Origin of the sequence: Youngiibacter fragilis 232.1 (genome assembly GCF_000495435.3) — a bacterium.
Taxonomy (GTDB): Bacteria; Bacillota; Clostridia; order Clostridiales; family Clostridiaceae; genus Youngiibacter; species Youngiibacter fragilis.
Window position 1 is genome coordinate 21132 of the sequence record NZ_AXUN02000203.1, and the last position, 19635, is coordinate 40766.

Here is a 19635-nt window from a genome sequence, read left to right on the forward strand (position 1 = left end):
AGGACTCAAAAAAATGGCAGGGAATCGCTTCTCTGCCATTTCATTCATACTGCCTTCCCGTCCAGTTCATCTTTACTTCCACTCAGGATATCCATACCGGTCAGATTCAGGACCCTCTGGTTCGATGACCCAACAAAAGGTATGGATAGCGTCCGCCTTGAGAGGATGAACCTTCCGTCTACCAAAGTGTCGATATGAGCCAGTAGGTTCCTTTGGGCTCCGGTTCCCTTCTCCATCAGCTCCTCCATGGTGTAGCCTGTGTAGCACCAGATTCCCAGTCCCTTTCCCTTCAGCCTTTCAGCGATGTCGATGAAGGGCTCAGGTTGAGAAAACGGGTCTCCACCTGAGAAGGTCACTCCTGATAACAGGGGGTTTTCCAGGATTTCATCCACAATGCGGGATGTTTCGTCCACAGTTCCGCCAAGGAAGCTGTGGGTTTCCGGATTATGGCACCCATGGCAGTTGTGCGTGCACCCCTGGGAGAATATGACATACCTGAGTCCAGGACCGTCTACTATGCTTTCCGGCTCAATACCTGCTATCCTTATCTCCATTCTATGAATGCCTCACCCTATCGCGAACCTCTGCCTGCTTTGCATCATTGAACCTGTCAAGTGTCCCCACAAGGTAGCCGGTTATCCTTCTGATCCTCTCGAAAGGAATGTCACCCTCCTGCCTTCCGCAGCTTGGGCAGGTATCCTCGATAACACCTGAGAATCCGCAGACAGGGTCCCTGTCAAGAGGATGGTTGATGCTTCCATATCCTACTCCTGCTTCCTTCATGGCCTTGATCAGCTTTTCAAAGGCTTCAAGGTTTGAGGAAGGGTTGCCGTTGAGCTCAATGTAGGTTATGTGACCTGCATTGGTAAGCTCATGGTACGGAGCCTCAAGCCTTATCTTGTTGTAGGCGCTTATCTTGTAGCCAACCGGAACATGGAATGAGTTGGTGTAGTATTCCTTGTCGGTTACGCCTTCAATATTCCCGAATTCCTTCCTGTCGATCCTCGTGAACCTTCCTGAGAGGCCTTCAGCAGGAGTGGCAATCAGAGTGTAGTTAAGCTGCTCCTTCCTGCTCCTCTCGTCAAGGTACTTCCTTATCCTTCCGATTATCTCAAGCCCAAGCTTCCTCGACTCCTCATCTTCCGCATGGTGCTTCCCGGTAAGCGCTGTCAGGCATTCTGCAAGTCCTATGAAGCCTATGCTGAGTGTTCCGCTCTTTATGGCTTCCCTGAGCTCGTCGTTCCAGTCGAGCCCCCTTGCGGTCTTCCAGACACCCTGTCCCATGAGGAACGGGAAATTCTTGACCCTCTTCATGGCCTGGACCTCGAACCTCTCAAGAAGCTGTGCGCATACAAGCTCAAGCCTCCCGTCAAGTTCCCTGTAGAATCCTTCAAGGTCCATCCTTGACCTTTCCTTTAGGGCAATACCGTGCTTTATGCCTATCCTTGGAAGGTTGATGGTCGTGAACGAGAGGTTCCCTCGTCCGAGGACCTGCTCCTCACCGTTGACGTTTCCGATGACCCTGGTCCTGCAGCCCATATATGCAGCTTCAGTCTCAGGTCTGCCTTCAACGTAGTGCTTGAGGTTGTATGGAGCATCAAGGAAGCTGAAGTTAGGGAACAGCCTCTTTGATGAAACCCTCATGGCCAGGTGGAACAGGTCATAGTTCCTGTCGCCTTCATTGAGGTTTATGCCTTCCTTGACCTTGAATATGAGTATCGGGAATATCGGAGTCTCTCCGTTACCGAGTCCTGCTTCCTGAGCCAGGAGAAGGTTCTTTGTTACCATCCTTCCCTCTTCGGAGGTGTCGGTTCCGAAGTTCACGCTTGAAAAGGGAACCTGAGCCCCTGCCCTTGAATGCATTGTGTTAAGGTTGTGTATGAAGGCTTCCATGGACTGGAAGGTTTTCCTGTCTGTTTCTGTGAGGGCTTCCTCGAATGCGAAGCCTACAGCACCTGCGGCATCCGCTCCTGAAATCTCATACCTGATGGATACCGCTTGAATTACAGCGGATTTCTCTGTCAGGCCGTCCTTCATCCTGCCGGCATTATTCTTGTCAACAAGCTCCAGGAGCTCCTCCTTATCAGCCGTTATTCCCATCACTGCCAAGGCCTTCCTTAGGTTGTCACCATAAAGCTTCCTGAAGGTCTTCTCAACACCCTTTGCCAGGTTGTAGTCAAAGGTAGGTATTGACTGGCCGCCGTGCTGGTCGTTCTGGTTCGACTGTATGGCTATTGCCGCAAGTGCAGCATAGCTTGTAATGTCCTGTGGCTCCCTTAGGAATCCGTGGCCTGTGGAGAAGCCTCCCTTGAACAGCTCGTCCAGGTCTATCTGGCAGCACGTGAGGGTTCCCATGTTAAGGAAGTCCATGTCATGTATATGTATCTCGCCCTTGTCATGCGCTGACGCATGGGCTGAGGAAATGACGAAATCCCTGCAGAATTCCTTTGATACGATGCTTCCATACTGCAGCATGGTTCCCATTGCAGTATTTCCGTTGATGTTGGCATTCTCCCTCTTAAGGTCCGATTCCTTGGCATCAAGGAAGGTGACGTCCTCAATGCTCTTCATGAGCCTTGTCTTTGAATTCCTTATCCTGCTTCTTTCTGCCCTGTATAGTATGTATGCCTCGGAGGTCCTTGCATGTCCGCCTTCGATCAGCACCTTTACTACCGAATCCTGGATGTCCTCAACCGTAGGGGTAATTCCGTGGAACTTCCTGTGTACGAGCTTCTCCACATCACCCGTGATCCTCTCTGCCATCCCATAATCTGGAGTCTCCCCCAGTCTGTCAGCAACGTCCTTTGCTGCGAGGAATATTGCGCGCGTTATCTTTTCGGAATTGTATGGTATTATCCTGCCGTCCCTTTTCCTGACCTCCGTGATCATATGTCCGCCCCTTTACTACATCTTGTGTCATATATTTTCATTTTATCTATATATTGTGGTCCATACAATGATACAGCACAAAAAAAATCGGGTCAACATTTGTGAATTGCTATATGTCCAAAATTCCCCGAAAAAAAATGAAAGAACGGGCTTTTCCTAGTCCGTTCTACATATTCCTTGCCTTGACAGCAGCCTATATTCCATCTCCGTATGCGCTTCCGGTTTCGTTCTTCAGATAGTCCAGGACCCTGAGTTCAAGATAGCATACCTCTCCCATGGACTCGAATATTACATCCTTAAGCTCCGTCCTTATATATGTAACAAGCGGCCTGACCTCAGCTGTATCGAGTACCCTCAGGACTCCTATGTCATTTCTTCTCAGGAAAAGGCAGAACCTTTTCAGAATATACCTGGTAAGGTCCAATGAAATATCGACAGTCCACTCATAAATGACCATCCTTTTCTCGTTCAGCTTCACCCTTATGGATCCTTCGCCTGTTATGAAGGAAACGAAAAGATTCCCGTCCTCATGCACCTCTATCAGCGATTTCCCAACTTCCTTGCGCAGATTGAGATTGATAGGCGAAAATATGACCCTTATGAGCTCTTCTTTGGCTCCGAAATGCACACCCTTCTTATCCATCTTTTCCTCACTGTGTTCACAAAATGTTTTCAAATTTTAATTGATAATCACTTTCAATTGCATCCAATCCATGCTATTATAATACTAGACACACTACACATGCAAATGCTTTGAACCCTAAGAAGTATTTCATATTTCCCCCTTTTATGCGATTGTGTTTACCAGTGGAGGCCGATTTTCCCCGAATCGGCCTTCATCTTTTTTTGGGGGTTCCTCACCTACATTCTACCACACCGGAGGGTAGCTTACATGTAAAATAGCCGGAATCACCCTGCCACAAGATAGACCAGCTTCAATTTCACTTAAGGAAAAAATAATTTGAAAGCTCAGGGAAGCTGTTATATAATATATCCAGAATGTTGATTAAATTACTATGATTTAAAAAAGGAGTTGTCATATAGATGGAAACGGTAAAGACCGGCATCATCGAGATGAGCGAGGAGGCATACAGCGAATTCTTCGATCTGCTCGAGATCAATGAGATAGAGCCGAAAATCGTCAGGATCGCACTTGCCGGCTATGGATGCAGCGGCCCGAGCTTCGGACTTATGATGGATGAACCGGGTGCAAGTGACGTGGTGCAGGTTTACGAGGACATCACCTTCATTGTTGCAAAAGAGCTCTATGAAGAGTATGATGGCTTTAAAGTGCTATCAGACGACGAGAACTACGGCGGCGGTATGTCACTGAGACCTAGAAATACAGACACAGCATCAGGATGCTCAACATGTGCATCCGGATGTGCAGTTTAGGAGGAAAATCAATGGAAACAACAAAGAAGGAAGTACTCACGCTCAGTGAAGGCGCATACAACGAATTCAAGTCATTCCTTGCGTCAAACAACGTAACTGACAGCAACATAAGGATAAGCCTTGCAGGCTATGCATGCAGCGGACCAAGGTTCGGGCTCATGGTGGATGCACCCGGAGCTGAAGACCTGGTAGCAACAGTGAACGACATCAACTTCATAGTCGAGAAGAACCTGTACGAGGAATTCGAAGGATTCCAGATCCTGTCAAGCGAAGAGAACTTCGGACAGGGTATGGTCCTAAGACCAAACAAGGTAGACGACAGCGCTGGCGGATGCTCATCCTGCTCAGGCTGCTAAAAAGAAAAACTCATGCTCCATTCACATACGTGAATGGAGCATTTTTTTATGAAAGGACTCCTCACTGAATGCCCTAAGGCAGATTAGTGGACTAAATTGCATTTCAAGGTGTTGATTTGGCTCAATCAAATTGACGGTTATCTCAGATTTACAGTCCATTAAAAGTGAAGTGTTCTCAATTTCCACGATGCCCATTAAAGATACCCTACAGGTATAGCTCGTGTGCCCTTGTCAAGGTATATCAATTCAGGATTTTGGTTAATCAATGCTCCCGCCCCTAACTTCATATCCCCTGCTTCAGTTACAGGTTCCAGAAGATGGAATGCTTGTACCATATTCTTATTCGGTCTGGCAGTCATTTTGATTTCAACAGGATACACTGTCCTGCCAATTTCCATAACCAAATCGATTTCCCTTTGATCTGCATCTCTATAAAAATAGAGATCGCGCACCGACTTACCAGCATTTAGAAATGACTTGACAATCTCTGAGACAACCCAGGTTTCGAAGAATTGTCCAGCTTTTGCCCCGAATTGAATTGTCTCTGGTGTAATCCATCTTGTCAACCAAGCCATCAGTCCTGTATCCATAAAGAATACTTTTGGCGTCTTGATCACGCGTTTCAAACGATTATTATGGTATGGATTCAGTTGCAGTATGATGCCCGAACTTTCCAGGATCTGAAGCCACCGTCTCACAGTTGTCGCAGATACCCCTGCATCCCTTGCAATGCTGTCATAATTCAATAGCTCCCCGCTTCGCGCAGCTACTGCTGCCATGAATCGCACAAAATCGCCTTTATCAGATATCTTGGTCAGTTGGTTAACATCGCGTTCAATATATGTTGTCACATAACTCGAGTAGTACGTTTCCCAATCATCCTGAGAGGCAATAAGCCTTGGCATATACCCTCTGTGAATCATGGTCCAGAGATCATCTGTATTTAGACTCTCTTTTTTTCGGATATCTAGATACTCATCAGTCGGTACGAAGGGCAGTGCACATTTAATGTTTTTTTGCTCACGATAAGAAATTCCCTGAAGCGGGAGTATTGCCAATCTTCCTGCCAGTGATTCGCTTACATTCTCCATCAGATGGTAAGCCTGTGAACCAGACAACAGAAACAGGCATTTTTCTGTACTTTTGTCCTTCAGGGCGGCTAACCTCATCTCATCAATCTTAATTTTCAAAAAAGGAAACAATTCTGGCACATATTGTATTTCGTCAAGGATCAATTTTGCAGAATGATTCATAAAAAATAGTTCTGGATCCTCTTTAGCCTGCTGTAAAACAAAAGGATTGTCAAAAGTGATATATTCAAAGTCATCAACAACCATTTGCAGCAAAGATGATTTTCCAACCTGGCGGGGGCCAGTTACCAATACTGCCGGGAAAGTATTTATCGTTTTTACAAGGTAGTCCTCGATAGCTCTATCAATCCATTCCATCAAGCTTCCTCCTCTCATCTTTTTAATAATAGCATATAATCTCGTATAATACAACATTACAGAGTTGAATATACGAGATTATATGTCTTCCTTTCCGATATGTTGATTTTTGCATCTAGTGGTTTCCCTGACCCAAAAATCCCCTGATGGCAATAATAAATCTAATCAGCATTATTTCTTTTATTTAGGTAAATTCGTAATCCTTCCAGCCTTACATCTTGCTCAGTTCGTCCTCGAGTGCAGACATCCCAAGGGCTATTGCGCCCTTTATCCCTGCATCTATCCGAGTACTGGTACACGATGTAAGTGTCCAGGTCCTCAAGCTCAGCAGTCCTTATTTAGCCTGCAAGGAGCTCACTCACATAACGCCTCACCGCTCCGAGTAAGTGCCCCCTACTCATGGCTTCGCTGCCAGCAATTATCCTCTTTGGTGAAAGGATGAGGATGAAGTTTACGAGGGCATGAACCACGTTGCAAAAGAGTTCTATGAACATTATGATGGCCACAAAGTGATATCAGACGACGATAATTACGGCGGCGGAATGGCACTTAATCCTAGAAACACAGACATAGCATCAGGATGCTTAACTTGTGCATCCTGATGTGCAGTTTAGGTAGAAAATCTATGAAACATCAAAGAAGGAAGTACTCACTCTAAGTGAAGGCGCATACAGCGAATTCAAGTCATTCCTTGCGCCAAGCAATGTAGACGGCAGAGCCACCAGATGCTCATCCTGCTCAGGCTGCTAAAAAGAAAAACTAATGCTCCATTCACTTACGTGAATGGAGCATTTTTCATAAGCATTGGAGTTCGACATCTTCAATATTTTTAATCAGCTATCGTATTAATTCCTTCCCTCATCGATACTAATCAGGTATTCCCTTATAGAGTCCACAACGGAAATTACACTTTCCTCTCCTGTGTAGCTTGCAACAAGCACCAGGTCACCTTTTGAGGCGAACACAAGACAGCCATTCCACCTTTCCTCTGTGGACAGATAATCCAGCCAGACATCCTCCGAAATCATAAGACTGCCTTTGCTTAGCCTTGATTCCCAACCTTCTGTTACCAATCTTGAATGATCAGGGATCTTCAGGTCATAGAAATTGACAAAAAGATGGGGCTCGTATCCATCTGAAGACTTCCAGACTTCTGAGCCGGTGTACATCCTGTCTGTCAGCAACGAGCCTGGTTCATGGTAGTACGGAAGTTCCTCTGATACAAGGTCATTCCTTGTCTCTATGTCAGGAAGCCTTAGTATATCAGATGAAGGTTCATACAAAGGCATGATCCTCTGGTCACTTACTATGATCTCACCGATGTCAGCGAATACGCACCATGCAACACCTGCAGTAAGGACAGCAACTGAAGCGATCCTTTTTGTAAGGGCCTTCCTCCAAAGCATATCCTGCTTGCCTTCTCTCCTCAGATACCTGCTCAGCTCGCTTATTCCAACGTATTCCTCAAAAGCCCTGAAAGATGATATTGCAAGGAGCGCCAGGTTTATTCTGTTCATTGTCCCCCTGTCAAGCATTCTAAGATAGAAATCCATATCAGTCATTATGAAAAACACTAGCGCAGCGATTCCTGATACTATCAAAGTGAGAGCAAGGATAATTCCAGTATTCATCTTTCTCTGGAGCCTCTTGATGGATATCGACCTGTCGAACATATCAGTATGGAGGGGCCTTGCGCCTGAACTTCCAGAAGTCCTGAAAAGATGGACATCCCTCCTGTAGCCTACATGCTCCCAGCCGCAGTCAGAGAACACCTGAAGTTCATCCTTCCCCGGATCCTTTGCCATGATATCCATAGAATACCTATAATCCTTTGGCTCTCCCTTTTCGAAGGCTGAGTAATAGTATCCGAAATCCCTGACATGCAGGCCGTCCATCGACATGTCGTGGAACCAGGCCTCAAGCATCCCTGTCCTGTACATCCCTGATGGCATTATCTTTCTTATTACGGTGCCCATCCCCTGCCTCCTTCAACTGCAACGAAGTCCCTGTGCATCATCGCTATCCTGTCATGCTCGGCCTGAAGGGCATGCCTTCCGTCAATGGTCAGCTGGTAGGTCTTCCTCCTGTTGTCTTCCTTAACCACGGATATCAGCTTATCCTTCTCAAGCCTTGCAAGGACTCCGTAAAGGGTTCCCGGGCCCATCAGGACCCTGCCTCCGGATACCTCCTCTATGGCCTCCATGAGCCTGTATCCATGGGATGGGTTCATGAGTGAAAGAAGAACATAGAACATGGCCTCTGTCATCGGACCTCCCTGATATGGCATTTCTTCACCTCCAGTCTTGCTATGCGTCGCGTTATTATGTATAGCGATATATCGTATAACATAATAGTAGAGTAACGCATGTATGTTGTCAACAGCAAAAAGGATGCTGCAGCTGCAATATTGCAGCCGATGCATCCTCTTTATACCGTATCCAAAATACGGGTATGTTTTTAGTTTCTGTCCCTATCTCTTCCTCTGTTCATCCTCGAGGGCTGACAGCCCAAGGGCTATTGCGCCCTTTATCCCTGCATCGTTCCCGAGTTCCGGGTACACGATGTAGGAGTCGAGGTCCTCAAGCTCAGGAGTCCTGATGTAGCCTGCGAGAAGCTCTCTGACATAACGCCTCACCATTCCAAGCACGTGTCCCCTGTGCATTACTCCTCCTCCTACGACTATCCTCTTCGGCGAAAGGATGAGTATGTAGTTTACGAGGGCCTGAGCCACGTAATATGCGAGAATATCGAACACCTTATGGTCATCAGGTATGTCCCTGCCCTTCATTCCGGTCCTTGCTTCAAGTGCCGGACCTGCTGCAAGGCCTTCAAAGCAGTCCCCGTGGAACGGGCAGACCCCCTTGAAGTCATCATCCTTGTGCTTCCTGAGGATTATGTGCCCCATCTCAGGATGCAGCATTCCGTGGATGAGCTTCCAGGATTCCATGGCACCCGCACCGATTCCTGTGCCTATAGTCATGTACAGGCAGGAATCAAGCCCTCTGCAGGATCCGAAGAAGGCTTCTCCCAGGGCTGCGCCATTGACATCCGTATCGAATCCCATAGGTGCATCAATATATGTCTTAAGCTCTTCGATCAGATTATAATTCTGCCATTTGACCTTTGGGGTGGATGTTATTGACCCGTAGGTTGGTGAATCCCTGTCAAGGTCGATAGGACCGAATGATCCCACTCCAATGGCATCAAGTTCCTCTCCGCTGAAGAATTCCCTTACCCCGGCCATTGTCCTTTCCGGTTCTTCAGTAGGTATTTCCTGTCTTCTTTCGATTTCGCCCTTCTCGTCGCCGATAGCAAGGACAAACTTGGTTCCGCCAGCTTCGATTGCTCCTATCCTCATGGTTACCTCCTGAAACATCTTTTCTTTAAGTCTATTCTATCTTGCCCACTCGTGCAACAGTGTCCTCATGACCTGGAGACCGTAGGTCCTGTCGACCTCTTCCCTGTCCACCTTGAGTATGAACACATCACCTCTCGGGTCCTTTAGGGATATGGAGGTCCCAAGTACCACCCACAGCGTCCTGAAATGCACAGGAGACATTGAAAGCCGGTCCTCGCCTTCACCGTCTGTAAAGTAAACGAGGAAGGTTGACCTCAGGTTATTCTCCCTGATGTACTCGAACACAGGGGAGAACCTGGTGCCTCCGCGCCTTTCAAGGAGCGGTCTGATATCCTTTATGCTCCTTATCATGTAGTCCCGCCTGACTTCGTTATCGCACTCGAGGACCCTTATTGGAGCATCATGCTGCCTTGTGAGCATAAGCATCTCGGTTAGGAAGCCGTTCATGTCCTTGTCACTTATGCTGCCAGAGATGTCCAGTGCGACCGTTATGTCCGGTGCGAAATCCCTTAGCTCCCCCTTCAGGTCAAGCCTGTCAGGCTGCCTCCTGTCAAGCCTTGCGACCGTCTTCCTTCTGCCCTTGGGTACTGTCCTCAAGGCCCGCCTCACGCTGCTCTGCCAGTTTATCCTTCCCTTTCCGCCGGTCTCGAGTATCTTCAGGATCTCTCCCGGTACTCCCTTGTCACCTGCATGGGAAAGTATCGCCTTGATCGTCTCCCTGGACCTGTCTTCATCCTCGGTTTCAGACTCAGCCCACCTGTCATGGGCGGTCTCGATGTCGATGCCGTTGTCCTTCTTCAGGTCCAGAGACTTCCTGTCCATCTTCATCATGGCATCATGTATGGATTCAACATAGAACTCAAGGGTCTCGTTTGTACGGAGGTTCAGGTTGAACCTGACGTTTACGGAATTTATCCTTTCCGCGAAATGCGGAAGGTTCGTTATGTACTGGTTCACTGATATGTCCATGCCAAGGCTTATGGCAAGCTTCTGGTACTTGTTCTTGAGAGCCTTCTCCCTTGAATGGTGCTTGAGGATTATATGGTATATCTCATGCTTGATCATTGCCCTTGCCTCAAGCTCCTCGAGGAACAGGAAGCTTAAGGGGTTGAACATGAACACGACGCTGCCCTTCCTCATAACGCTTGCCGTTGGGTAGGTCAGAGTGAAGTCTATCTCCCTGATTGTCCTTGAAAGGAAAAGGGCATAGTAGTCCTCACCGCCAGTCACCATCCTGAATGACAGCTCATCCAGGTACTTAAGGAAATCCCTGCTGAATCCCTTCCTCAGGCTTCCTGATTCTGTGAAATCCACCGCATCGGAAAGAAGCTCCCTTCTCCTTGCCGATATGGCATCCCTGTCCCTCAGGTCCTTGTGGAAGTTAAGATCTGCCATAGCACTGGAAGAAGCCTTCTATGAAGGTGTCGGAATTCAAGAGAATAGGGTACACATCTCCATAGTCAGCCCTTATCTCCTTCATGACTGATATCCTCAGGTCCTTTGGCATGAGGTTCAGGACCTCTGAGTACCTGTCAGCGAAACCTGGCTCCATATGGTCCCTGAGGTATAGGATCATGTTCTTCGCAAGGATGTACAGCCTTGAATGGCTTGCCTGGGAGATCTCATCCTTCACGAACTGGCTCAGGACCTCCATAGAGAACAGGTCATCAGGAGATACGAGCGGATTCCTGTTGTCCTCGATGAACGCCATGAAATCCTGGGCCACCTTCATGCCCACGTTTCCCTTCACCACATTGTAGAGTGTCTTCTGGTCGATATCCCTGATCTCTGCCACCTTGAGAGCATTGGAGACCCTTTCCCAGCTTCTTGGGGTAGACCTTATGAATTCATCCTGAGGCTTGTAGTTCAGGTATTCCCTGAACTGCGATATGAACTGGATGACAAGAGGATGTATCTCACCTTCCTCCATGCCCCACGTTATCCATTCCCTTGAGTCAGAATCCATGTTGAACCATACGAACCTGTCTTCCTGGGCCGGGTCCATGTCAACGACCTGGTAGTCTGTCTCCGAGAAATCCTCCATCCTGTTCGAGGGATTCATTGCAGCCGCGACAACCACGCGTCCGGAAAGCCTGTACCCGTTGATCTCCCTGTTGAGTATGAGGTTCATGAGCTCCTGCTGAACCGAATGGTCGCACCTGTTGATCTCGTCAATGAATAGAAGGACAGAGCCTTCGCTTTTCTCCAGATACTCGTCTATTTCAGTAAGCTTGTGATGTGTGGCGTATCTGGTCCTTCCACCAACCACTGTGGGAAGCCCGCCTATCTCCCCTTCCTTGAGGAGGTTTGCGTCAATGTTCACCAGATACAGTCCCTTTTCCTCAGCATACTCCCTGATGAGGGATGTCTTGCCTATTCCGCTCTCCCCTATGATAAGGGGCACCGCCCCTGATAGGACCGCAAGGTCCAGAGCTTCAAGAGTCTCCTTGTAGTTCATGCCCCGTCCTCCTATCTCGACAGCACGTAGTCGATGAGCTTCATCTTAGCAGCCTTCGACCCGTGCTCGTTTATGAAATCGACCTTGTTCATGTCAAGGACCTGAAGCTCCATGAAGTCCCTTACATACCTTTCTGTGACATCGTCCCTTGAAAACACACCGGTCAGGACCTCCAGGAGGAAGTCCATGTCCAGGCTGTCGTACAGGTACTTTGCGATCCTTATGTTAAGCCTGAGGTACTCCCTCAGCTCCTCATCGTCATACCCCCTGATGTAGGTTATTGCCTGCTCGCTGGCTTTCAGCGCTTCCTTCCTTGCCTCGAGGCAGGGCTCCTTTATGTATTTGAGCGCGCTCCAGTAGTTCCTGACTGCAGCTACCTGAACCTCGCACTCCGGGTCAGCTATGTACTGAATGGCGTCGTAGTCTCTCCTGACTGCTGCAAGCTTAAGCGCAAGGTCGGGTCTCCTTATGTACTGTATGGCCCAGCCCTTGTTCTCAACTGCCGCCATCATGACCTCGTATGATGGGTCCTTGATGTGCTTCAGGCTGTTCCAACCTGCCCTCACCGCAAGAAGCCTTACCTCCTCCGGCGCATCCTTGATGTGCCTTATTGAGCCGGGAGTCTTCCTCACCGCCTCTCTCATGGTTTCAAGGCCCGGGTCCATGATATGCCTGATCTCATTTCCGTTTTTCCTGACTTTCTCTATGTCTTCTGACTCGTTTCTCATGAACTGCTCCTCTGTATCCTATCTTTCAATGTATTATCCGCCATCATTATATCAATTAATTGGATACAATTGAAGTGGCACCGTGAAAAAACGGCATTTCTGCCGTCATTACCAATAGTCACTGCCTGTGCCTCTCAAGCTCCCTCTTCACCTGCTCCTGCAGCTCATTAAGCTCTGTGACTCCACCGTACTCTATCAGCTTGTTCAATGTCACCTGGAACCTTGCAGCCTCCTGTGACCTGCCCATGGACATGAGGGACAGTATGTCACTCATTATCGACGATATCATCGCTGACTTCACCTCGAAAAGCTTCTGGGCATCCTTTATCTCATCCTTGATGTCCATCATTACCTGGTCCAGCTGATACGCCGACTCTGCCGCTGTCTTCAGCTTGCCCCGTATTTGCTCGGGAATGTGGGCCTTGTACTTGTAGTTCAGTGAATGCTCGGTCACCGCCCAAAAATTCATTGCAAGAGTCCTTATCTGTATCTCTGCAATGATCTCCGTAACCCCTCCAGCCATGTTTACAGGATACTTTATCACGACATGGTAGCTCCTGTAGCCTGAAGGCTTCACATTGCTGATATAATCCTTCTCGTACATGATCTGCATGTCGCTCCGTTTCCTAATTATGTTCACAACAGTCTCTATGTCGTCCACGAACTGGCACATGATCCTTATACCCGCTATGTCTTCCAGCTCGAACCTCAGCCTGTCGTGGGGGATGTTGAACTTGTTCGCCTTTTCGAGCATTGAGGATATCTCCTTCACCCTTCCTGTTATGAATTCGATTGGTGAATATTCATTCCTCCTCCTGTATTCGGTCCTTATCGACCTGAGCTTGACCTTAAGCTCTTCAACAGCCTGGTCGTATGGTATCAAGAAGGTCTTCCAATCCGTCCCGGACATCCCAATCACCTCTTTACTTCCTTGCCTAACATCACTTGCTCATTCAATTATAGCAAACTTTGACAATTGTTTTAACATGCATACAAAAAAAGACCCTCCGGTGACACAGAGAGGCTGAACCTCTGTGTTCCGGAGAGTCTTTAAAATGCTATATGAATAGTGTGGCGTTTGAATCCTCTGATTCTGAAAGCATGTAGCCTACTCCGCCGAGCTTTATCCCGTCTATGAGCTCCTCTTCCTTGAGTCCAAGGAGGTCCATGCTCATCTGGCATGCGACTACCTCAACTCCGCTCTCAATCGCTGACTTGATGAGGTCTTCAAGGGAGTGTACGTTCTTGTCCTCCATGATCTTCCTGATCATCATCGGTCCGAGTCCGCCCATGTGCATCTTGGAAAGTCCAAGCTTCTTTGAGCCCTTTGGCATCATCATGCCGAATGCGTTCTCAATGAAGGTCTTCTTTACAGGTCCGGCGTTTTCCTTCCTGAGGATGTTTATTCCCCAGAATGTGAAGAACATGGTCACCTTCTTGCCCATGGAAGCTGCTCCATTTGCTATGATGAAGGATGCTATGGCCTTGTCCAGGTCACCTGAGAAGACTATCATGGTCTTGTTGTCCTTCACCGGCTGCATTGCAGCATAGGATCCTGAACAGCCTATCTCCGTATCATTGTCATCTTCGTAAAGTCCCTTCCTGATGCTGGCCTTGATGAGACCCTTGTCCTTCTTGACTGAGATCAATTCATTTCCGGTCCTCTTGGCCCAAGCCTTGATGTCCTCGTAGAAGCCCATGTCTGATGCGGTTATATCAAGCCTGTCGCCCTTATCCATGCTGTCAATTGAAGACTTTACCCTCATGAGAGGTCCAGGGCAGCAAAGTCCTGTAGCATCAAGCTCTACTGTCTTTGAGATCCTGTCTGGCTCCTCAGTATTTACGCCGGGGGCGCCGATCCCGGCTTCCTCAAAAGGGCCGGTCTTTCCTCCGCCAATTCCGCCATCATTTCCATCTTTCTTTGAAGGCTTGAACTTCGCGAAGTTTATGAGCTTGTAGCCACCAGAGAGGTTCTTTGTCATATATCCGTTCTGGTTCAGTATCCTTGCAGCTATGTAGCCTCTAAGTCCGACCTGGCAGTAGATCCATATGAGCTTGTCCTTCGGAAGCTCCGACATCCTTGCCCTGAGGCTGTTGAGAGGAATGTGCACCATGCCGTCAACGCTGCCGTTTTCAACCTCGATCTTGTCCCTTACATCAAGAAGTACCATTGCAGCCGGGTCATACTCAGCGTTGAACTCATCGATTGTCCTGTTGTCCGCAAGCCCTTCCAGCGTGTTCTGGGCTACGAATCCCATCATGTTCGCTGGTGACTTTGCTGATAGGAATGGAGGTGCATACGCAAGCTCAAGCTCTGCAAGGTCGTCTACTGTAGCTCCGAACTTTATCGCTGTCGCGATAACGTCTATGAGCTTGTCTACTCCGTCATATCCTACTGCCTGTGCTCCAAGGACCTTCCTGTCCTCTGTGAATACAAGCTTCGCGGAAAGCTGGGTTGCTCCGGGATAGTAGGTAGCATGGCTGTTCGGGTGGATGAATATCGCCTTTACAGGTATACCAGCCCTCTTCGCATTTCTTTCGTTCATTCCTGTAGCAGCTGCAGTCATGTCAAAGACCTTGAGTATTGAGGTTCCCATGGATCCTGAATACTTCCTGTCGATTCCCGCTATGTTGTCGGCAATTATCCTGCCCTGCCTGTTTGCAGGTCCTGCAAGAGGGATCGCCGTCCTTCCCTTAGTCATGAAGTCAACTATCTCTGCGGCATCTCCTGCTGCATACACGTTCTCGAAGTTTGTCCTCATGTGGTCATCTGTTACAATGTGTCCCCTTGGCCCGAGTACTATGCCTGAATCCTTCAGGAAGCCTGTTTCAGGCTTTACTCCGATAGCGGCAACAACGAAATCTCCTGTGAGTACAGTTCCGGAAGCAAGCTTTACTGATATCTTGTTTCCCTCTTCAATGAACTCGCTTACTCCGTCTCCAAGGTGAAGCTCCACTCCCCTTGACTCCATCTCAGCCTCGGCAATCATGGAAAGCTCTGAATCAAATGGTGCGAGAATATGCGGTACAGCCTCTACGAGGATAACATTCAGTCCTCTCTCCACCATGTTCTCAGCAGCCTCGATTCCAATGAAGCCTCCGCCTATTACGATCGCAGTTGCCTTGGTATTCTTGTCAACTTCAGCCTTAATCGCATCAGTGTCAGGAATGTTCCTCAGTGAATAGACCTTCTTTGAGTCGATTCCCTTGATTGGAGGCTTCATCGGTGATGCGCCTGGTGAAAGTACAAGATAGTCATATGACTCCTCGTAGGTTCCCCTGTCCTTGGAGTTTACAGTCACTGTCTTCGCAACCGGGTCAACCTTCACCACTTCGCTGAACACCCTTACGTCAAGCTCGAACCTGTCCTTCATCGCCTTAGGTGTCTGAAGCAGGAGCTTGCTCCTGTCCTTTATGACCTCTCCGATATGGTATGGGAGTCCGCAGTTTGCAAAGGATATGAACTCATCCTTCTCAAACATCACTATCTCCATGTTCTCGTCAAGTCTTCTAAGCCTTGCCGCAACGGTTGCTCCTCCTGCTACTCCACCTACGATTACTGTCTTCTTGCTCATTTCTTCTCCTCCAGATCAAGTATTCTTATTATATCTTTGGCCGTCTCACTTACGACCCTGTACGTTATTTCCGTGCCTTTCCTCTCGCCCTCGATGATACCCGCGGCCTTAAGGCTTCTTATGTGCTGAGAGATGGTAGACTGCGGTATGTCCAGGCATTCCTGCATGAAGCTGACGTTGCACCCGTTCTCCCTTATGAGTCCCCTTGCTATGCAAAGCCTTACCGGATGTCCTAATACCCTCATTATCTCTGCCGGTCTTTCCAGCTGATCAAGGTTGTTGTCCATATATCCCCTCTCCCTCAATTAGTACATTATAATATTACGTTTTTTAAATATATTTGTCAACATTTTAACGTGTAATTTTTTCACAAATTACAGCCTTATTCTCATATAAATATTCAACAACCGTCCCTGTATTTTGACATATCAGCAGAATCGCATCATGTGTTCAGCTTTTTCACTGCCCGTGTAACTACAAACCTGGGTACGAACCTCGACAGCACCGGGATCGCCTTGTTGAACGGACCCGCTACAACAATGCTCTTTCCCATCATCATGCCCCTGTATCCTTCCTCTGCAACAGCAGCTGCAGACATCTTGAAATGATTCGCCACATTGGTCCTCGACACTTTAGCCTTCCTCTGGAAATCAGTGGTGGTAGGCCCCGGGCAAAGGGCTGTGACAGTGACTCCAGTGCCTTCAAGTTCGTGTGACAGGGCTTCGGACAGACTGAGGACATATGCCTTGGATGCATAGTATGACGCCATGAGCGGCCCTGGCTGGAATGCTGCTGTCGAGGCTATGTTAAGCACCATGCCCCGTCCTTCAATAACCATACCTGGAAGGATCAGCCTTGTCATTTCAGTTAGGGCAATGATGTTAAGATTAAGAAGGGCTGTTGTTTCTGATAGGTCCAGCTCATGGAACAGTCCATAGCATCCTATCCCGGCATTGTTAACAAGGTTCTCAATTTTTATCCCCATCGCCGATACTTCGTCAAAAACCTCCCTGGCTGAACCTATCCTAGACAGGTCTTTGACAATGGTCACAATATTGATCCCATACTTCCTGCTGTAGAAGCCCTTTATTCTCTCAAGCATGTCATTGCTTCTGGCAACAAGCACAAGGTCATTCCCATCCTTCGCAAACAGCTTCATGAGCTCGTAGCCTATCCCGCTTGTCGCTCCGGTAATCATTGTATGTCCCACTTCAACCCACCCCTTATTAATCCATGTCCCACCACCATTATATCCCTCCTTCCAGAAGGATTAAAATAAACGATTTCTGAACGTTCGCCATAATCAGTATATCTGCAGTATGAAAACAGGACAAAATTGAAGACCCCGCTCGCGCGGGGTCCTTGAATCAGAATATATTATTTTACGAGTGACCTGACCTTATCAACAACATTTGCTACTGAGAAGCCATATTTTTCAAGGACTATGCTCTCCGGTGCAGATGCTCCGAAGGTGTTTATCCCGATCATGACTCCCTCGTCCCCGATGTACCTTTCCCATCCTAGAGGATTTGCCATCTCAACTCCGACCCTCTTCCTGACCTTAGGATCGATGACAGAGTCCCTATATTCCTTGCTCTGCTTCTCGAACCTGTCCCATGAAGGCATGGATACCACTGATACGTCAATTCCTTCTGCAAGGAGAACCTGCTGAGCCTCGTATGCAAGAGGAACCTCAGAGCCTGTTGCGATTATCATTGCATCTGCTGTTTCCTTAGTTGCAGGGGATACGACGTATGCTCCCTTTTCAACTCCTGCCATTGCAGTTTCAGAAGTGCCTGGGAGTGTCTTCAGGTCCTGCCTTGTGAGGACAAGCACTGTAGGCTGGTCCTTTGACTCAAGCGCCAGTTTCCATGCGGCTATGGACTCGTTTCCGTCTGCAGGCCTTATTACCGACAGTCCCGGCATCGCTCTCAGCGATGGAAGGTGCTCTACCGGCTCATGTGTAGGTCCGTCTTCACCGACCGCTATTGAGTCGTGGGTGAAGACGTAGGTCACTGGTAGTCCCATAAGGGCTGAAAGCCTCATTGCAGGCCTTACGTAGTCTGAGAACACGAAGAATGTTCCTCCGTATACCCTTAGTCCGCCGTGGAGTGCCATACCGTTCATGGTGGCTCCCATAGCGAATTCCCTTACTCCGAACCAGATGTTCTTTCCTTCATAGCTCTCAGCTGAGAAGTCAGCTGTTCCCTTGACGTTGGTCTTGTTAGAACCGGCAAGGTCTGCTGAACCTCCGAAGAAGCTTGGAACCTTCTTTGAGATAAAGTTTATTATCTCGCCTGAGGAATTCCTTGTAGCTACCTTCTTGCCAACCTCATACATCGGGAATTCCTTCTCCCAGTTCTCTGGAAGCTTTCCAGCAATTGCAGCTGAAAGCTCTTCAGCAAGCTTTGGATAGTTTGCCCTGTACTGGGTGAAAAGGTCGTTCCAGGCTTCATTGGCCTTCACTCCGAGAGACTCGATATTGCTTGCGAATGTCTCGTATGCAGTCTCAGGAACCTCGAACTCACCGTAGTTGTAGTTGAAGTATTCCTTTGTCTTCTTTACTCCTTCAGCTCCCAGTGGTGATCCGTGTACCTTCGATGTGCCTGCATCAGGTGAGCCGATTCCTATTACGGACTTTATCTCTATTATTGTAGGCTTTTCTGTCTCTTCCTTGGCAAGAGCTATCGCATGCTCAACACCCTCGAGGTCGTTCGCATCCTCGACTCTCAGGTACTGCCAGCCATATGCCTCGTATCGTCCCTTGATGTTCTCGGAGAATGACTTGTTAAGCCTTCCGTCAAGTGAGATGTCATTCGAATCGTAAAGTATGACCAGCTTGCCTAGCTTCAGGTGTCCTGCAAGTGATGAGGCTTCGCCTGATACCCCTTCCATAAGGTCTCCGTCTCCGCAGAGCACGAATGTATGGTGGTCTACCACGCTGAAGTTTTCCCTGTTGTACTTTGCTCCAAGATGGCTTTCAGCCATTGCCATTCCGACAGCCATTGCGATTCCCTGCCCAAGAGGTCCTGTTGTGGCTTCTACTCCTACAGTATGGCCGAATTCAGGATGTCCCGGGGTCTTCGATCCCCACTGTCTGAAGTTCTTGACCTCTTCAAGTGAAAGGTCATAGCCTGAAAGGTGAAGCAGGCTGTAGAGGAGTGCAGAGCCGTGTCCTGCAGAAAGAACGAACCTGTCCCTGTTGAACCAGGTCGGATTCTTAGGATTGTGGTTCATGCTCCTTGTCCACAGTACGTAGGCAAAGGGTGCTGCTCCAAGCGGAAGGCCAGGATGTCCTGAATTTGCCTTCTGTACTGCTTCGATTGACAGTGCCCTTACGGCATTGATTGAAAGCGTGTCTTTTTCGTTAAACATTTTCATCCTCCGTATCGATATTAGAAATTTTTTTCAGTAAACGAGTGTAATCC

18 protein-coding genes are annotated in these 19635 nt (G+C 48.3%); 2 read left to right on the top strand and 16 right to left on the bottom strand.

Going from position 1 to position 19635, the window contains the following annotated elements:
• Window positions 1-44: 44 nt before the first annotated feature.
• The 3 genes from nrdG to T472_RS15245 form a co-directional block, all read right to left on the bottom strand.
• Window positions 45-554: an anaerobic ribonucleoside-triphosphate reductase activating protein gene (gene nrdG / locus T472_RS15235; RefSeq protein WP_023388750.1), complete on the bottom strand. Its 510-nt coding sequence runs from the start codon at window positions 552-554 to the stop codon at window positions 45-47.
• Between the two features lies 1 nt (window position 555).
• Window positions 556-2889 carry an anaerobic ribonucleoside triphosphate reductase gene (locus tag T472_RS15240; RefSeq protein ID WP_023388749.1) on the bottom strand — a complete coding sequence of 778 codons (2334 nt, stop codon included), beginning with the start codon at window positions 2887-2889 and terminating at the stop codon, window positions 556-558.
• Window positions 2890-3082: 193 nt separating this feature from the next.
• Complete coding sequence (locus T472_RS15245; RefSeq protein ID WP_023388748.1) at window positions 3083-3532, bottom strand: hypothetical protein; 450 nt, start codon at window positions 3530-3532, stop codon at window positions 3083-3085.
• Between the two features lie 431 nt (window positions 3533-3963).
• Between T472_RS15245 and T472_RS15250 the strand changes: the two genes are divergently transcribed.
• A complete protein-coding gene (locus tag T472_RS15250) occupies window positions 3964-4284 on the top strand; it encodes a HesB-like protein (RefSeq protein ID WP_152975185.1) in 321 nt (106 codons plus the stop codon).
• 11 nt (window positions 4285-4295) lie between these two features.
• Complete coding sequence (locus T472_RS15255; RefSeq protein WP_023863691.1) at window positions 4296-4640, top strand: HesB-like protein; 345 nt, start codon at window positions 4296-4298, stop codon at window positions 4638-4640.
• Window positions 4641-4834: 194 nt separating this feature from the next.
• On the opposite strand, the gene T472_RS15260 is transcribed toward T472_RS15255, so the two are convergent.
• The 13 genes from T472_RS15260 to tkt form a co-directional block, all read right to left on the bottom strand.
• On the bottom strand, window positions 4835-6088 hold the full coding sequence (locus T472_RS15260; protein ID WP_023388127.1) for an ATP-binding protein: 1254 nt from the start codon (window positions 6086-6088) through the stop codon (window positions 4835-4837).
• Between the two features lie 338 nt (window positions 6089-6426).
• Entirely contained in the window at window positions 6427-6582 is a 156-nt protein-coding gene (locus T472_RS19805) for a hypothetical protein (protein WP_023388128.1), read from the bottom strand.
• Window positions 6583-6933: 351 nt separating this feature from the next.
• A complete protein-coding gene (locus T472_RS15265) occupies window positions 6934-8064 on the bottom strand; it encodes a DUF2812 domain-containing protein (protein ID WP_023388129.1) in 1131 nt (376 codons plus the stop codon).
• Entirely contained in the window at window positions 8052-8375 is a 324-nt protein-coding gene (locus T472_RS15270) for a PadR family transcriptional regulator (protein WP_023388130.1), read from the bottom strand. The genes T472_RS15265 and T472_RS15270 overlap by 13 nt, the downstream gene beginning before the upstream one ends.
• A 183-nt stretch (window positions 8376-8558) precedes the next feature.
• Window positions 8559-9446, bottom strand: a complete 888-nt coding sequence (locus T472_RS15275; RefSeq protein ID WP_023388131.1) for an ROK family protein — start codon at window positions 9444-9446, stop codon at window positions 8559-8561.
• Window positions 9447-9482: 36 nt separating this feature from the next.
• Window positions 9483-10841 carry a vWA domain-containing protein gene (locus T472_RS15280; protein ID WP_023388132.1) on the bottom strand — a complete coding sequence of 453 codons (1359 nt, stop codon included), beginning with the start codon at window positions 10839-10841 and terminating at the stop codon, window positions 9483-9485.
• Window positions 10828-11904 (bottom strand): ATP-binding protein, encoded by a 1077-nt coding sequence (locus T472_RS15285; RefSeq protein ID WP_023388133.1) that lies wholly within the window; start codon window positions 11902-11904, stop codon window positions 10828-10830. Before T472_RS15285 ends, T472_RS15280 begins: the two co-directional genes overlap by 14 nt.
• Before the next feature lie 11 nt (window positions 11905-11915).
• The gene (locus T472_RS15290) at window positions 11916-12632 is read right to left on the bottom strand and encodes a hypothetical protein (protein ID WP_023388134.1); all 717 of its coding nucleotides are present in this window, start codon (window positions 12630-12632) and stop codon (window positions 11916-11918) included.
• 118 nt (window positions 12633-12750) lie between these two features.
• On the bottom strand, window positions 12751-13542 hold the full coding sequence (locus T472_RS15295) for a GTP pyrophosphokinase (RefSeq protein WP_023388135.1): 792 nt from the start codon (window positions 13540-13542) through the stop codon (window positions 12751-12753).
• Window positions 13543-13690: 148 nt separating this feature from the next.
• Window positions 13691-16207, bottom strand: coding sequence for an FAD-dependent oxidoreductase (locus T472_RS15300; RefSeq protein ID WP_023388136.1), 2517 nt, complete (start codon window positions 16205-16207; stop codon window positions 13691-13693).
• Window positions 16204-16494, bottom strand: a complete 291-nt coding sequence (locus T472_RS15305) for an ArsR/SmtB family transcription factor (protein ID WP_023388137.1) — start codon at window positions 16492-16494, stop codon at window positions 16204-16206. Before T472_RS15305 ends, T472_RS15300 begins: the two co-directional genes overlap by 4 nt.
• A gap of 155 nt (window positions 16495-16649) precedes the next feature.
• Window positions 16650-17417, bottom strand: a complete 768-nt coding sequence (locus T472_RS15310; RefSeq protein WP_201781770.1) for an SDR family NAD(P)-dependent oxidoreductase — start codon at window positions 17415-17417, stop codon at window positions 16650-16652.
• Window positions 17418-17584: 167 nt separating this feature from the next.
• Window positions 17585-19582 (bottom strand): transketolase, encoded by a 1998-nt coding sequence (tkt, locus tag T472_RS15315; protein ID WP_023388139.1) that lies wholly within the window; start codon window positions 19580-19582, stop codon window positions 17585-17587.
• Window positions 19583-19635: the final 53 nt, after the last annotated feature.

Excerpts from the sequence above, each read along its gene's own strand:
- T472_RS15295 (WP_023388135.1), bottom strand. The coding sequence starts at position 13,542 with ATGTCCGGGACGGATTGGAAGACCTTCTTGATACCATACGACCAGGCT.
- T472_RS15260 (WP_023388127.1), bottom strand. The coding sequence starts at position 6,088 with ATGGAATGGATTGATAGAGCTATCGAGGACTACCTTGTAAAAACGATA.
- T472_RS15280 (WP_023388132.1), bottom strand. The coding sequence starts at position 10,841 with ATGGCAGATCTTAACTTCCACAAGGACCTGAGGGACAGGGATGCCATA.
- T472_RS15305 (WP_023388137.1), bottom strand. The coding sequence starts at position 16,494 with ATGGACAACAACCTTGATCAGCTGGAAAGACCGGCAGAGATAATGAGG.
- T472_RS15255 (WP_023863691.1), top strand. The coding sequence starts at position 4,296 with ATGGAAACAACAAAGAAGGAAGTACTCACGCTCAGTGAAGGCGCATAC.
- tkt (WP_023388139.1), bottom strand. The coding sequence starts at position 19,582 with ATGTTTAACGAAAAAGACACGCTTTCAATCAATGCCGTAAGGGCACTG.
- T472_RS15285 (WP_023388133.1), bottom strand. The coding sequence starts at position 11,904 with ATGAACTACAAGGAGACTCTTGAAGCTCTGGACCTTGCGGTCCTATCA.
- T472_RS19805 (WP_023388128.1), bottom strand. The coding sequence starts at position 6,582 with ATGTTCATAGAACTCTTTTGCAACGTGGTTCATGCCCTCGTAAACTTC.
- nrdG (WP_023388750.1), bottom strand. The coding sequence starts at position 554 with ATGGAGATAAGGATAGCAGGTATTGAGCCGGAAAGCATAGTAGACGGT.
- T472_RS15275 (WP_023388131.1), bottom strand. The coding sequence starts at position 9,446 with ATGAGGATAGGAGCAATCGAAGCTGGCGGAACCAAGTTTGTCCTTGCT.
- T472_RS15300 (WP_023388136.1), bottom strand. The coding sequence starts at position 16,207 with ATGAGCAAGAAGACAGTAATCGTAGGTGGAGTAGCAGGAGGAGCAACC.
- T472_RS15290 (WP_023388134.1), bottom strand. The coding sequence starts at position 12,632 with ATGAGAAACGAGTCAGAAGACATAGAGAAAGTCAGGAAAAACGGAAAT.
- T472_RS15270 (WP_023388130.1), bottom strand. The coding sequence starts at position 8,375 with ATGCCATATCAGGGAGGTCCGATGACAGAGGCCATGTTCTATGTTCTT.
- T472_RS15240 (WP_023388749.1), bottom strand. The coding sequence starts at position 2,889 with ATGATCACGGAGGTCAGGAAAAGGGACGGCAGGATAATACCATACAAT.
- T472_RS15245 (WP_023388748.1), bottom strand. The coding sequence starts at position 3,532 with ATGGATAAGAAGGGTGTGCATTTCGGAGCCAAAGAAGAGCTCATAAGG.
- T472_RS15265 (WP_023388129.1), bottom strand. The coding sequence starts at position 8,064 with ATGGGCACCGTAATAAGAAAGATAATGCCATCAGGGATGTACAGGACA.
- T472_RS15250 (WP_152975185.1), top strand. The coding sequence starts at position 3,964 with ATGAGCGAGGAGGCATACAGCGAATTCTTCGATCTGCTCGAGATCAAT.